General features: G+C 61.9%; 16 protein-coding genes. 10 read left to right on the plus strand and 6 right to left on the minus strand.

What is annotated here, in order from left to right; genetic code table 11:
- Positions 1-126 precede the first annotated feature (126 nt).
- Both ACGYK9_RS06890 and ACGYK9_RS06895 read left to right on the plus strand, forming a co-directional pair.
- Positions 127-1,506, plus strand: coding sequence for an NAD-dependent succinate-semialdehyde dehydrogenase (locus ACGYK9_RS06890; protein ID WP_394422453.1), 1,380 nt, complete (start codon positions 127-129; stop codon positions 1,504-1,506).
- Positions 1,507-1,572: 66 nt separating this feature from the next.
- Positions 1,573-2,175 (plus strand): SDR family oxidoreductase, encoded by a 603-nt coding sequence (locus tag ACGYK9_RS06895; RefSeq protein ID WP_394414213.1) that lies wholly within the window; start codon positions 1,573-1,575, stop codon positions 2,173-2,175.
- 59 nt (positions 2,176-2,234) lie between these two features.
- On the opposite strand, the gene fabA is transcribed toward ACGYK9_RS06895, so the two are convergent.
- Positions 2,235-2,744, minus strand: a complete 510-nt coding sequence (gene fabA / locus ACGYK9_RS06900) for a bifunctional 3-hydroxydecanoyl-ACP dehydratase/trans-2-decenoyl-ACP isomerase (RefSeq protein ID WP_067261401.1) — start codon at positions 2,742-2,744, stop codon at positions 2,235-2,237.
- Positions 2,745-2,907: 163 nt separating this feature from the next.
- Between fabA and irrA the strand changes: the two genes are divergently transcribed.
- The gene (gene irrA, locus ACGYK9_RS06905; RefSeq protein WP_067261468.1) at positions 2,908-3,327 is read left to right on the plus strand and encodes an iron response transcriptional regulator IrrA; all 420 of its coding nucleotides are present in this window, start codon (positions 2,908-2,910) and stop codon (positions 3,325-3,327) included.
- A gap of 31 nt (positions 3,328-3,358) precedes the next feature.
- Here irrA and ACGYK9_RS06910 read toward each other — a convergent pair whose 3' ends face one another.
- The 4 genes from ACGYK9_RS06910 to ACGYK9_RS06925 all read right to left on the minus strand — a co-directional run bounded on the left by ACGYK9_RS06910 (position 3,359) and on the right by ACGYK9_RS06925 (position 6,660).
- Positions 3,359-3,976, minus strand: a complete 618-nt coding sequence (locus ACGYK9_RS06910) for a class I SAM-dependent methyltransferase (RefSeq protein WP_394410569.1) — start codon at positions 3,974-3,976, stop codon at positions 3,359-3,361.
- 1 nt (position 3,977) lies between these two features.
- Positions 3,978-4,757: a CDP-diacylglycerol--serine O-phosphatidyltransferase gene (gene pssA / locus ACGYK9_RS06915; RefSeq protein WP_394414217.1), complete on the minus strand. Its 780-nt coding sequence runs from the start codon at positions 4,755-4,757 to the stop codon at positions 3,978-3,980.
- A 10-nt stretch (positions 4,758-4,767) separates the two neighbouring features.
- Positions 4,768-5,460: a phosphatidylserine decarboxylase gene (locus ACGYK9_RS06920; RefSeq protein WP_209217358.1), complete on the minus strand. Its 693-nt coding sequence runs from the start codon at positions 5,458-5,460 to the stop codon at positions 4,768-4,770.
- Positions 5,461-5,790: 330 nt separating this feature from the next.
- Positions 5,791-6,660 (minus strand): hypothetical protein, encoded by an 870-nt coding sequence (locus ACGYK9_RS06925; protein WP_394414220.1) that lies wholly within the window; start codon positions 6,658-6,660, stop codon positions 5,791-5,793.
- 122 nt (positions 6,661-6,782) lie between these two features.
- Between ACGYK9_RS06925 and miaB the strand changes: the two genes are divergently transcribed.
- Positions 6,783-8,087, plus strand: a complete 1,305-nt coding sequence (gene miaB, locus ACGYK9_RS06930; protein WP_394414223.1) for a tRNA (N6-isopentenyl adenosine(37)-C2)-methylthiotransferase MiaB — start codon at positions 6,783-6,785, stop codon at positions 8,085-8,087.
- Positions 8,088-8,144: 57 nt separating this feature from the next.
- On the opposite strand, the gene ACGYK9_RS06935 is transcribed toward miaB, so the two are convergent.
- Positions 8,145-8,489, minus strand: coding sequence for a hypothetical protein (locus ACGYK9_RS06935; RefSeq protein ID WP_209217356.1), 345 nt, complete (start codon positions 8,487-8,489; stop codon positions 8,145-8,147).
- A gap of 457 nt (positions 8,490-8,946) precedes the next feature.
- Here ACGYK9_RS06935 and ACGYK9_RS06940 point away from each other — a divergent pair, with 457 nt between their 5' ends.
- The 6 genes from ACGYK9_RS06940 to lnt all read left to right on the plus strand — a co-directional run bounded on the left by ACGYK9_RS06940 (position 8,947) and on the right by lnt (position 13,909).
- Entirely contained in the window at positions 8,947-9,489 is a 543-nt protein-coding gene (locus ACGYK9_RS06940; RefSeq protein WP_394414382.1) for an OmpA family protein, read from the plus strand.
- A gap of 13 nt (positions 9,490-9,502) precedes the next feature.
- Positions 9,503-9,826 (plus strand): hypothetical protein, encoded by a 324-nt coding sequence (locus tag ACGYK9_RS06945; RefSeq protein ID WP_197470808.1) that lies wholly within the window; start codon positions 9,503-9,505, stop codon positions 9,824-9,826.
- A 147-nt stretch (positions 9,827-9,973) separates the two neighbouring features.
- Positions 9,974-10,963, plus strand: a complete 990-nt coding sequence (locus ACGYK9_RS06950; protein ID WP_067261409.1) for a PhoH family protein — start codon at positions 9,974-9,976, stop codon at positions 10,961-10,963.
- A complete protein-coding gene (gene ybeY, locus ACGYK9_RS06955; protein WP_394414226.1) occupies positions 10,938-11,483 on the plus strand; it encodes an rRNA maturation RNase YbeY in 546 nt (181 codons plus the stop codon). Before ACGYK9_RS06950 ends, ybeY begins: the two co-directional genes overlap by 26 nt.
- 27 nt (positions 11,484-11,510) lie before the next feature.
- On the plus strand, positions 11,511-12,413 hold the full coding sequence (locus ACGYK9_RS06960) for a hemolysin family protein (protein ID WP_394410554.1): 903 nt from the start codon (positions 11,511-11,513) through the stop codon (positions 12,411-12,413).
- Positions 12,410-13,909, plus strand: a complete 1,500-nt coding sequence (gene lnt, locus ACGYK9_RS06965; RefSeq protein WP_394414230.1) for an apolipoprotein N-acyltransferase — start codon at positions 12,410-12,412, stop codon at positions 13,907-13,909. Before ACGYK9_RS06960 ends, lnt begins: the two co-directional genes overlap by 4 nt.
- The last annotated feature ends 1 nt before the right edge of the window (position 13,910 follow it).

Consider the following 13,910-nt stretch of genomic DNA (forward strand, 5'->3'; position numbering starts at 1 on the left):
CCAGCACGCCCATACGGCGCAAGCGGTTTGCCGATCCTCTGCGCGCGAAGGTCGCGGTCAAGGTTCTGTGATGGAACGGGGCAATGGCAGGCGGTGTTGGCTTCACGAGACATAAAGGAGATTAGAATGCCCGAGATCAACACGGTAAATCCCGCCACGGAAGAGGTGCTCGACACCTATAAAGTGATGTCCGAGGCCGAAGCGACCCAAGCGGTCGAGGCCACGCATGAAGCCTTTAAGGAATGGCGCAAGCTGACCCATGCCGAACGCGCGCCCTATCTGAAAAAGATCGCCGAGAAGCTGCGCGAGAATAAGGAAAGCCTGTCGGAACTGATGACCCGCGAGGTCGGCAAGCTCTACAAAGACGGGCTGACCGAGGTCGAACTCTGCGCGCAGATCTTTGAATATACCGCCGAGAACGGCCCCGACATGCTGAAGGATGAAGAGCGTAAACACGCCGGCGGCAAGAAGCGCGGTGTGGTGACCTATCAGCCCATCGGTGTGATCTATCAAATTCAGCCGTGGAACTTTCCCCTCTACCAGCCCGTGCGCGTGCTGGCCGCGAACCTGATGACCGGCAATGGCTGCGTCCTGAAACACGCGGAAATCTGCACCGGCAGCGGCTTGCGTTTGAAAGAGCTTTGCGAAGAAGCGGGCCTGCCCAAAGACCTGTTCAACGTCATCATCATCGACCACGATACCTCCGACAAGCTAATCGGCCATAAGCTGGTGCGCGGCGTGACCATGACCGGCTCTGACAGCGCGGGCAGCCATATCGGGTCTGAGGCCGCGAAACATCTCAAGAAATCCGTCCTCGAACTGGGTTCGAACGACGCCTACCTCGTGCTTGACGACGCCGATATCGAAACGGCGGTGAAATTCTCGACCATGGGGCGGCTTTATAACAACGGTCAGACCTGCGTGTCGGCCAAGCGTTTCATCGTGACCGAGAAGAATTACGACGCTTTCGTGAGCGCCTATGTCGATGCGATGAAGGCGATCCCGATGGGCGATCCGATGGACGAAGACACCAAGCTCGGGCCGCTGTCGAGCCAAGAGCAGTTCGAATCCGTTCGCGATCAGGTGAAAGAGAGTGTTGAGAAGGGCGCCAAGGTGCTCTGCGGTGGCGAAGTGCCCGACCGCACGGGTGCCTATTATCCCGCGACCGTTCTGGCCGAGATCAAGCCGGGCATGCCAGCCTATGACGATGAAATCTTTGGCCCCGTCGCCTCGGTCATCCGGGCGAAGGATGACGAAGACGCGATGCGCATTGCCAATGACAGCCGCTATGGTCTGGGCGGCGGCATCTTCTGCACGGATGAAGAGCACGCCCTGCGCCTTGCGCGGGATGAGTTCGACACCGGCATGGTGCGGATCAACAACTTTGGCGCCGCCGATCCGAATATGCCTTTCGGCGGGGTGAAAAATTCCGGCTACGGGCGCGAACATGGTGGCTTTGGCATGAAAGAGTTCGTGAATGCCAAGTCGATCTTCCTGCCGTCGTAAACGGCTAAGGGCGGGCAGCATGAGGCGCTGCTCGTCCGACTGACACCAAATTTCAAGAGGTTCCATATGACCATGAAAGTACTTGTCGCCGGTGCGACCGGCAAAACCGGGCGTCTGCTCGTCAGTGAATTGAAAGATCGCGGGGCCGAGCCCATCGCACTGGTGCGCGACGGTTCTGATACCTCTGTGCTGCCCGAGGGCACCGAAGAGCGGAAGGGCGATCTGACCAATCTGCAAGCGGGGGTGTGCGACGGTGTCGACGCCGTTGTTTTTGCCGCTGGTTCGGGCGGCAGCACGGGGCCGGAGATGACCGAAAAGGTCGACCGCGAAGGCGCGCAGCGTCTGGTCGATCTGGCCCGCGAGGCAGATGTCGACCGCTTCGTGATGCTGAGTTCGGTGGGCGCCGATAACCCGCCTGAGGATCATGAGATGACACATTACCTCAAGGCGAAACAGGCGGCGGATGAACATCTACAGGCCTCTGGCTTGACCCATTCGATCCTGCGGCCCGTGGCGCTGACCGATGACCCTAAGACCAATGCGGTCAATCTGGGCGAGGGGGTCGATCAAAAGGGCGAGGCGCATCGTGCCGATGTGGCAGCCGTGCTGGCCGAGGCCGCGGTTACCGGGCGCCATGACGGTAAGGTGCAGGAAATGCAGACGCTTTGAGCGACAATGCAAAAGGGGGCCGCGCGGCCCCCTTTTCATATCCGTAAAGTCGCAGCGCTTCAGCTCTCGCTAAGAGCGACTTTCATGTCTTTTACCTGATAGATCACCTCGCCATCGGCTTCGACGATGCCGTCGGCCACGCCCATGGTCAGGCGGCGGGTTTGGATCGCCTTGGTGAAATCAATCTTATAGGTCAGCATCTTGCGGTCCGGGCGTACCATGCCGGTGAGCTTCACCTCGCCCACGCCAAGCGCATAGCCGCGCCCCTGCCAGCCGCGCCAGCCGAGGTTGAAGCCGGTGAGCTGCCACAGACCGTCGAGGCCAAGGCAGCCGGGCATGATCGGATTGCCAGGGAAGTGGCATTCAAAGAACCACAGGTCCGGGGTGATATCGAACTCGGCGGTGATATGGCCCTTGCCATGGGCGCCGCCATCGGCCGAGACATCGGTGATCCGGTCCATCATGAGCATCGGCGGGGCGGGAAGCTGTGCGTTGCCGGGGCCAAAAAGTTCACCGCGGGCGCATTTCAGCAGATCTTCCTTGTCGAAACTCGTGGGGTAGTCGGCCATCCTGCGGCTCTCCTGCTGCTCTGTTATAACATCCGGCTCCGTTTAGCACCCCGCTGCGGCGTGCCGCAAGGGCGCGGCAGGGACGCTGCGACGATTGGTGCAAGGTTTTCAATTGAAAACCGGGGATTTCCTCCTTTATATGACCCTGAAAGGCAGGGAACTGATGTCCGCAGAGGTACAAGAGGTCGGAACGCGCTGGTTGGCTCAGGCCGGGCTGCGCCCCACGCGCCAACGTGTCACGCTGGCAAGTCTTCTGGTGGGCGATGGGCAAGACCGCCACGTCACCGCCGAAAGCCTGTTTGAGGCTGCGAAGGGGCAGGGCGAGGCAGTGTCGCTGGCCACGGTCTACAACACACTGCGGGCGTTCTGCGATGCCGGGCTGTTGCAGGAGGTGACAGTGGATGGCTCGAAAAGCTATTTCGACACCAACACCCACGATCACCCACATTTCTTTTGGGAAGATGACAGCAAGCTGACCGATGCGCCCTCGGAAGAGTTGGTGATCGCGCAGCTTCCCGACGCGCCCGAGGGGGCCGAGATTGCCTCGGTCGATGTGGTGATCCGGCTGCGCCGGAAGACCTGAACCAGCGGGGCAGGCCCCGCCGCCTGCGTGATCAGCCGCGTTTGCGCAACACTAGGAAGGTCATCATGCCCATGGGCGGCAGGGCGCGTTCGTCTTCGACCTCCAGCGCGTCTTGTTGCAGCACGGTTTCCATCTCGAAATCAGAATGCCAGCCGAGCGTATTTGCGAAGGGGGCCGAGACTTTTTCCAGAAAGCCCAGAACCCCCGTGGTGCGCATGAAATGGTTGGCGATGACCACCTGACCACCGGGTTTGAGCACGCGGGCGATTTCCTCCATCACCCGCTCGGGCTCGGGCACCACGGACAGCACATGCATCGCAGCAACCGTGTCGAAACTGGCATCGGGGAAGTCGAGGTCGCGCGCGTCCATCTGGCGCAGGTCAGCTACATGTTGCAGCCCTTCGCGGGTGACGCGCTGGCGGGCCTTGGCGAGCATCTCGTCGCTGAAATCAATGCCCGTGACGGAGAGGTGTGGCGCGTAGTGGGGCAGGGATAGGCCGGTGCCGACACCCACTTCGAGGACAGAGCCGCTGCCCTTGTTGATATGGGCCACGACATGACGGCGACCGCCACTGGTCAACGCGCCGAAGGTCTTGTCGTAGATCGGTGCCCAACGGGCATAGGATGTCTCGACCGCCTTGATGTCCATTTCAATTCCTTTTGGTTAAACTCGTTTTCCGTCCTCTCAAAAGCCCCCAGATCACCATGCCGATATAGGCCAAGCAGAGCACGACGAGCGTGGTCCAAGCGTAGGTGGCCAAGGCGGCGGCGAAAATTGCCACGCCCACCAGCAGGTATTTCACATGGCGTCGGGAGACTTTGGTGGTTTTGAAAGACCATGTGGGGATGCGGCTGATCATCAGAAATCCAATCAGCACCATATGGAGGCAGATCATCCAATCCGGCAGGATCGGCCGGTTGTGAAAGGCAAAGGACAGCGTCATCGGCAAGAGCACCAGCAGCGCGCCTGCGGGCGAGGGGATGCCGGTGAAGAAGGAGCCGGATTCCCCCACCGCATCGCCGTTCTTGGCCTTGGCCGCTTCGGCCTTGTCGTTGACGTTGAACCGCGCCAGCCGCACAACGCAGCAGACCGCGTAGACGAGCACGGAAATCCAAGCCGCGCTGCGCATGTCTTGCAGCGCCCAGAAATAGAGGATCAGCGGCGGGGCCACGCCGAAGTTCAAAAAATCGGCCAGGGAGTCCAATTCCGCCCCCATCGGGCTGGAAGACCGCAAGAGCCGCGCAAGCCGCCCGTCCAACCCATCCAGTACGCAGGCCAAAAGGATCAGTTGCACCGCCAGCACGTAGTTGCCCTGCACCCCAAAGCGGATCGCCGAAAGCCCTGCGCAAATCGCGGTGATCGTCAGCGCATTGGGCAGAAGCTGGATCAGCGCAAGGTCCGCGCCGGTCTTTTCAGAAGGGGGGCGCATGGGGTCTTTCCTAAAGCGGGGCGGTCTCTATGACCGGCTGTTTCAACTCGGCCAGCACGGTTTCCCCGGCGACCATGGTCTGCCCGATGCGCACCATCGGGTCGACGCCTTCGGGCAGGTAAACATCTAGCCGGGAGCCAAAGCGGATCAAGCCGAAGCGTTCGCCGGTCTCAAGCCCGTCGCCGGATTTCACGAAACAGACGATGCGCCGCGCCACGAGGCCCGCGATCTGCACCACGGCGATGTCCCGCCCGTCGTCCATGCGGATGCACAGGCTGTTGCGCTCGTTGTCGGCGCTGGCCTTGTCGAGCGAGGCGTTGAAGAACTTGCCCGGACGGTAGGCGACGGCCTGCACCTTGCCCGCGACGGGGGCGCGGTTGATGTGGCAGTTAAAGACGCTCATGAAAACGCTGACGCGGGTCAGGGGTACATCCGGCATCCCCAGTTCGGCGGGCGGCACCGCAGGCTCGATGAGCGAGACGATGCCGTCGGCAGGGCTGACGATCAGGTCGGGCCGGTCGGGGGTGACACGCTCGGGATCGCGGAAGAAGTAGTAGCACCAGATCGTCAGGCCGACGCCGATCCAGCCGAGGACTTCTTCGATGGCGAAGAGCACCAGCGTGACAGCGGCGAAGATCGCCACGAATTTGATGCCCTCGCGGTGCATTGGTTTGATGAATGTGTCGAGCAAGTTGACGGCCATCGGACCCTCCCGTTCAGGCTGTCTTCCGTCATAGGTGCATAGCGGGTGAGTGCAAGGAGGTTTTAGGTGGGCGCGTTTTTTGGGCGGTTGCGGGCTGAATGGTGAGGGTAGCGGATACCGGCGGCGTCTTGTCCGGGCATCGAAAAGGTTAGCCGCCATGTGCTGAGGGTGTCGCCCTCCCTGGGGGGCGATGAGCGGTTGCGTGGTGTGGGGCGGTCATTCTGGACCGTGGCTGGGCCGACTGCCGAAACGTTGCAAGATCGCCCTCCGGGGGGAGGGAGGGCGATGCCCGGTGTGCCACCGGGCGGGTCAGTTAAAAGGGGGAGCCTGTCAAAACCACTGCCCCGGCTCCATCAAGCCCAGATCCATCAACTGCCGGGAATGCCACTCGAACGGCTCGGAGTTGTGCCACTGGAATGTAGCGATGTCATAGCGGCTGCCGGGATTGCGCTTCAGCGCCTTGGCCGTGCGGAACGAGCAGATCGCCGCCGTGACGTTGTGGTGCCATTCGCAAGCGTAGGTGTTGTATTCCTCGTCGTTGAACGTGTGGTCGCCGCGCAGCTTCAGCCCCGGCTTGGCGCGAAACAGCGGAATACGGTCGATCTTGCGGCTGTGCGGCGGCACATGTTCCTCGAACCGCCAGCGCAGCCCGCCAAAGAAATCAAGCTGCCGTTCCTTGGGATGCCCCTGTCGGGCCGCATCCTTGCGCGCCAGCGCGTAATAGCCCGACCGGTCCAAATGCGCCTGATCGAGTGAGACGGCATTGGGGTGTTGCTTGAGGTCCAGCGCATAGAGGTCCACCACATAGCCCAGCATGGCATCGCGCCGCTCTTCGCTGTGAAAGGCCAGCAATTCCTTGACGTTGCGTGTCTCGCTGAAAGGGTGGAACAGGTATTCGGCGTTGTAGCAGTAATAGAGCCATTGCCCCGGCATCGCCGCGATCATGCGGTTCACGGCCCGTTCCAACGCGGCTTCGGCAGTGGTGTCATAGTCGACCCGCAGCACGCTTTCCTCTAGGTCGCGGGGCAACTCGAAGCCGGGGGGCATCAGCGCCACGACGCTGTCGAACCCCGCCTGCTGGTGGTGGCGCAGGGTGGTGTCGACCTCAACCTCATCCTCGACCAAGATCAGGGCGATGGGGCCTGTGTTCAGCGCCGTGCGGGCCTCTTGGATAAGCTGGTTGAGATCGCGATACCGCATAAGCCCCCGCTGGAATTTGCCGCCGGTAAAGTCGGCCAATTCCGGGTGCATTGCAAGACGCGGCCACCGCTGTTAGACGACGCCATCTGCCCGAAATCCGTCAAAACCCTTGGATGCCCGCCATGACCCAACCGAAAAAGCTGTTCATCAAGACCTATGGTTGCCAGATGAACGTCTATGACAGTGAACGCATGGCCGAGAGCCTGGGCGGGCAGGGCTATGTCACCACCGACCGCGCCGATGACGCGGATATGATCCTGCTCAACACCTGCCACATTCGCGAGAAGGCGGCGGAGAAGGTCTATTCCGAACTGGGCCGTCTGAAGCCGCTGAAAGACGCGCGGCCCGATCTGAAGATCGGCGTGGCGGGCTGCGTGGCCCAAGCCGAGGGCGAAGAGATCATGCGCCGCCAGCCCGCCGTCGATCTGGTGGTCGGCCCGCAAAGCTATCACCGCCTGCCGGAGATGGAGGCGAAGGTGCAGGGCGGGCAAAGCGCGCTCGACACCGATTTCCCGGCGGAAGACAAATTCGACCACCTCAAGGGACGCCCCAAGGCGAAACGCGCCCCCGCGGCTTTCCTGACCGTGCAAGAGGGGTGCGACAAGTTCTGCGCCTTCTGCGTGGTGCCCTATACCCGCGGCGCCGAAGTCTCCCGCCCCGCCGAGAAGGTGTTGGGGGAGGCCCGCGATCTGGTCGAGCGCGGCGTGCGCGAGGTCACTTTGCTGGGCCAGAACGTCAACGCCTACCACGGCGGCATGACGCTGGCCGGGTTGATCCGCACACTGGCCAAGATCGACGGGCTGGAGCGTATCCGCTACACCACCAGCCACCCCAACGACATGGGCGACGATCTGATCGCGGCCCATGGCGAGGTGCCTGAACTGATGCCCTATCTGCATCTGCCGGTGCAATCGGGCAGCGACCATATCCTGAAACGGATGAACCGCAGCCACACCGCCGAGAGCTACCTCAAACTGCTTGAGCGCATCCGCGAAGCGCGGCCCGACATCGTGCTGTCAGGTGATTTCATCGTCGGCTTCCCGGAAGAGACCGAAGCGGATTTCGAGGCTACGATGGAGCTCGTCCGGCAGGTGCGCTACGGCTATGCCTATTCGTTCAAATACTCCACCCGCCCCGGCACGCCCGCCGCCGAACGCCCGCTGGTCGATCCAGCCGTGGCCGATGAGCGTTTGCAGCGTCTGCAAGGGCTGATCACCCAGCACCAGCAGGAAATCCAGCAGTCGATGGTGGGGCGCGAAGTCTCGGTTCTGGTTGAGAAGAAGGGCCGTCTACCCGGTCAGATGCTGGGCAAGTCGGAGTATCTGCATGCGGTGCATATCGAGAATAGCACGGCGCAGATCGGTGACATCCAGCGCGTGCGGGTGACCGAGGCCAAAACGAACTCTCTGGCCGCCGTTCTGGTCTGATCCGCAGCCCTAAGGGGGGTCTGCAACGGGTGCGCGTCGCCGCGCACCCTTGGCTTATCAGTAGTTGTGTTTGCGGTGCGACGCGGCATCCGCAAAGATCCGCTTCATCGTCGCTTTCAGCCCCTCGGGGTTGCCGACGAGTGTGTGATCCCGGCAGACCCGTTCTGCCACGGCATGGGCGGTGGCAAAGTCATAGCCCACGGCCACGAGGCTATCCACGAAGACCGAGTTTGGCCGGTCCCAGATCACGTCGTTCCACGGGCCGCGGTAGCAGCTGACGTGGATCACATTGCCCGTGGGATGGGCCACACCTTGGTTGTGATAGGCGTATTTCACGCCCCCCGCGAAAGCGGGCAGGGCAAGCAGGCCGGTGACGGCGGTGGCGAGTAGCGTTTTCATCATAAGTTGGTCCCCCAGTTTTTATTGCAGCAATCAAGATCGGCAAAGCCGCGCGAAGTCCCACCCTCGCGATCCGATGGAAAGAGGTTTAGGTCTAAAGGTGCGATTTTCAAGAAAATTCAATGGCAGGGGCCGGTGTTTGCGAACAATCCCAAGGGCTTGCGCGGGATTGTCGCCAAGCCGTCGTCAATGGCCTGTTTTCGGCGGATCGGGGCAGGGTGAAATGGCCGCGCTCCGAAGCCGTTTTGCCGCTACCCCGCGGTGGATTCGTTGTAAGCCGCCAAGGTTCGGCCACAAAATGTTGATTTCACAGCTTCACAGCGAGACCGTTTTTACCTAACCTGACCCTATGCTCAAAAGGCGCGGGTCCGGGGAGGGGTCGCATTTGCCAAAGATAAGAACCAGAAATTAGAATAGGACAAACGCTGTGGGACCCACTATTTCCAAAGCACTGCGCGCCATGGCCAGCCTGACGATGGCAGCGGCGCTGACCGTGGCCAGCACCTCGGCCGATGCGCAGACACCCTCGCAACAGGGCCGTGACAAGGGCGTTTACACGCCGACCATCTGGGTTGACCCGGATGGCTGTGAACATTGGGTTATGGATGACGGGGCAGAGGGCTATATGACCCCCCATGTCACCCGGCAGGGCATTCCGGTCTGCCGCCGTGGCGATGTCTGCGGCGTGATGGAGGCGGACCAGTTCTTTGCCACCGACAAATACAGCATCTCGCCGCAGGGCCGGGCGCGTCTGGCGAACTTCTTCCAATCGACCGGGGCGGTGTCCTACATCATCACCGGCCATACCGACAGCCGCGCGTCGGACGCCTATAACATGCGCCTGTCCTACAACCGCGCAAATTCGGTCGCGCGCATCGCCAATCAAGTGGGTGCCAAGATTGCCGATGTGCGGGGCTATGGCGAACGGATGCCCGCCGTGCCGAACAATTCCGCTGCGAACATGGCCAAGAACCGCCGTGTCGAAATCATCTGCATTCGCTGAAGGGACCACAAAAGTGATTAAGACGAAACTTCTCATGGTCACAGCCTGTGCCGTCGGCCTGTCGGCCTGTACCGATTACGAAGGCGGTCTGGGCCGGGGTTACCCTTCGGACAAGACCTTTGACCGGGGCATCGACAAAAAGCACCTGAGCAACCTTCAGGCGGGCATCTGGGTCGATCCCAACGGTTGCGACCACTGGATCATCGACGACGGGGTCGAGGGCTATCTTTCGGCACGGCTCGATAAATTCGGGAAGCCGGTCTGCTCGGGCGTGGCGCCACCGACACATACCGCAGGCCACTTCAAAGGTGGCTCCAACATCAAAGACCCGAATTGACCTTGGCGGGCCATATCACAGACCCCGGGCCGGAGCGCGTTGCGCTTCGGCCCTTTTTGTCGCGACGGGTTGGTAAATCGATCCGGTCTGACTATTTCAACATTTAGTGCTTCACAAAGGATACGCGCATTGCCTTCAACTGATCTGATGACACCGGAAACCGCGGCCGAACGGGTGGTGGAATTTCCCGATAACCGCCTTTTGATCGACCTCTGCGGCGCCTATGACGCGCATCTGGCTGCCATCGAGAAATCGCTTGAGGTGCAGATCATCCGGCGCGGCAATCACCTGCAAATTCTGGGCGAGGGCGAGGCCGTGGAGAAGGCCGAGAGCCTGCTCAATGCACTCTATGTCCGGCTTGAAAGTGGCCGCGCGGTTGAACCTGCGGATGTGGACGGTCTGCTGCGTATGGGCAACTCCGGCGCAGGCACCGGCGTGCGTCAGGGTGACCAGCTTGAAATGCCGATCTCGGATGCGATCGAAATCCAGACCCGCAAGAAACGGGTGGAGCCGCGCACCGATGCGCAGAAAGCCTATGTGCAATCGCTCTTCGACAACGAGCTGGCCTTTGGTATCGGCCCTGCGGGCACTGGCAAGACCTATCTGGCCGTGGCAGTGGGCGTGTCGATGTTCATTGGCGGCCATGTGGACCGGATCATCCTCAGCCGCCCTGCGGTCGAAGCGGGCGAGAAGCTGGGCTACCTGCCCGGCGACATGAAGGACAAGGTCGACCCCTATATGCAGCCGCTTTATGACGCGCTGAACGACTTTTTGCCGAGCAAGCAACTGGCCAAACTGCTGGAGGAAAAACGCATTGAGATCGCGCCGTTGGCTTTCATGCGGGGCCGCACGCTGTCGAACGCTTTCGTGGTGCTGGACGAGGCGCAAAACGCCACTTCGATGCAGATGAAGATGTTCCTGACCCGGCTGGGGCAGAACTCGCGCATGGTTATCACCGGCGACCGAACCCAGATCGACCTGCCGCGCGGCGTGCAATCGGGGCTTCAGGATGCGGAGCGCTTGCTCAAGCAAATCCCCAGCATCAGCTTCAACTACTTCTCGTCCAAAGACGTGGTGCGCCATCCGTTGGTCGCCGCGATTATTGAGGCTTATGAGGCCGATAGCGGTGCCGCTTGACGTGATGCTGGAAGATTTCGACATCGTGATCGAAGACGACCGCTGGGCGGCGGTCGACCTTGAAGCGCGCGCCCATGCCGCGGCACGGGCTACCCTGGGCCATCTCGGCCTTGATGCCGAAGCCGCTGAGATGACCCTGCTGGCCTGCGACGACAGCCGCATCGCCGCGCTGAACGAAGACTTTCGCGGCAAAGCGCGGGCGACCAACGTGCTAAGTTGGCCTGCCGAGGAACGCGGGGCGGTCACCCCGGGCGGCGATCCGCTGCCTGTCGCCCCCGGCATTGACGGGATGCTCGAACTGGGCGACATCGCCTTGGCTTATGAGACATGCGCCGCCGAAGCCGCGGCGGCGGAGAAGCCATTAGATGCCCATGTGACCCATTTAATCGTGCACGGGCTGTTGCATCTTCTGGGCTATGACCATGAAAATGACCCCGACGCGACGTTGATGGAGCGGTTGGAGCGCGAAATACTTGGCAAAATGGGTTATGATGACCCATATAAGGAAAATGGGCCTTGAGGGGCTTTGTAACACAGACGGGACCCAATGGGCGATACAGACGGATCATCTGACGCGGCGCAGAGCGCGCTGATAGATGAAGACAGACATGAGCAGCCGGATGATGGCGCGATGCGCACCGGTAATTTCTTTTCTCGGGTGTTCGAGGCGCTAAGCCCATCGGACAGCGAGGACGACACGCCAGAGACCTCGGCAGAGGCCGAGCGGCCCACGGGCCATGGCATGATGAACCTGCGCCGGATGCGGGTCGATGACGTGGCGATCCCAAAGGCGGATATCACCGCCGTGCCGGTCAGCGCCACGCTGGATGAGCTGGTCTCGGTCTTCAAGGAAAGCGGGATGACCCGCCTGCCGGTCTACGATGGCACGCTCGATACGCCCGTGGGCATGGTCCACCTCAAAGACCTTGCGCTAAACCACGGTTTCAATGGCAAAAACACCAAGTTTGATCTGCGCACCCTGCTGCGACCCTTGGTCTATGTGCCGCCGTCGATGACCATCGGCGTGCTGCTGACCAAGATGCAGGCCGAGCGGCGGCATATGGCGCTGGTGATCGACGAATATGGCGGTGTCGACGGGCTGGTGACCATCGAAGATCTGATCGAACAGGTCATAGGTGAGATCGAAGACGAACATGACGTCGACGAGGGCACCTATTGGACGGTCGAAAAGCCCGGCACCTATCTCGCGCTCGCCAAGACCCCGCTGGGGGATTTCGAGGCTGAGATTGGTCATTCCCTGACCGACCATGAGACCGTCGACGAAGAGGAGATCGACACGCTCGGCGGCTTGGTCTTTATGCTGTCGGGCCGCGTGCCTGCGCGGGGCGAGGTGGTCTTGCACCCCGACGGGCCAGAGTTCGAGGTGATCGACGCCGACCCGCGCCGCATCAAACGGTTGCGGGTCCGCACCCAAGGGGCCGGGGGATGAGGCAATGGCTGGCGATGCGGGGCCGGTTGCTGCTGGCCCCCCTCGCCGGGGCCATCGCAGCCTTCGGGCAAGCGCCTTATGAACTGCCTGTTTTGCTCTTTGCCGGGCTGGTGGCGGCGTTTTGGCTGTTTCGCGCGCAATCCGGCGGGCCACTGCGGGCGGCGCTTTTGGGCTGGGGCTTTGGTTTTGGCTACTTCCTGCATGCGCTGCAATGGATCGTTTCGCCCTTCATGGTCGATGTGGCGCGGCACGGGTGGATGGCGCCTTTTGCGCTGATCCTGCTGGCCGCTGGCATGGCGCTGTTCTGGGGGCTGGCCTTTGGTTTCGCCCGTTGGATCGCGCCGAAGCGTGGGCTGGCGCTGGCGCTGACTTGGGCGGCGGTGGAGCTGCTGCGTGCCTATATCTTCACTGGCTTCCCATGGGCCATGCCCGCTCAAGGACTGGTCGGCGTGATGGCGGGGCAGGGCCTTGCTTGGGTCGGCCCCTATGCGCTGAACCTCTGGCTATTCGCCATCGCCGCGATCTTGCTGCTGCGCGGCCCTTTGAGCCTGCGATTGGGGCAGGGGGCGCTGGCCCTGTCGACCTTGCTGCTGTTGCTGCTGTCCCCGCAAGCGCCGCCCACGGTGCTGACCGAGAACGTGGTGCGTTTGGTGCAGCCCAATGCCGCGCAACGCGATAAGTGGAACCCCGATACCTTTGAATTCTATTTCTCCCGCCAACTCGACTACACCGCCGCCGCGCCGCAAGACGAAGGCGCCGCCCCCGATCTGGTGATCTGGCCCGAGACCGCGATCCCATGGTCGTTGGACATGGCAGGCAGCGCCTTGGATGAGATCGGCGCGGCCTCGGACGTGCCGGTGGTGCTTGGCGTGCAGCGCCGGTCGAACATGCGCTATTACAACTCGCTTGTTGTGTTGGACGAAACCGGCGCGGTCGATCAGCTTTATGACAAACATCACCTCGTGCCCTTTGGCGAATATATGCCTTTGGGCGATCTGATGGCGCGTTTCGGGATCCACGGGCTTGCCGCGCAGGAGGGGAACGGCTTTTCCAGCGGGCCGGGGGCGCAGGTTTTGGATCTGGGGCCGCTCGGCGCCGCATTGCCGTTGATTTGCTACGAGGCCGTCTTTGCCCATGATGTGAACGCCGCGCCAGCGCGGCCCGCATTCCTGATGCAGGTCACCAATGACGCATGGTTCGGCAAGGCCGCAGGCCCGCGCCAGCATCTGGCCCAAGCGCGGATGCGCGCGATCGAGCAGGGGTTGCCCATGGCCCGGGCGGCCAATACCGGGATCTCGGCGATGATCGACCCGCAGGGGCGGGTGATCGCGTCGCTGCCGCTTAATTCCGCTGGCTTCATCGACGCGCCGCTGCCGGCGCCGCTGGCGCCCACGCTCTACACCCGCAGCGGTGATTTGCCTTTGATCCTGCTTCTGACCCTCTGCCTTGGCGGGCTTGCCGTGGCCCGCCGTCGCAGCCCGGGGAATGCCGATTGAC

The sequence above is a fragment of the Sulfitobacter sp. 1A15258 genome (assembly GCF_043557045.1).
Lineage (GTDB): Bacteria > Pseudomonadota > Alphaproteobacteria > Rhodobacterales > Rhodobacteraceae > Sulfitobacter > Sulfitobacter faviae.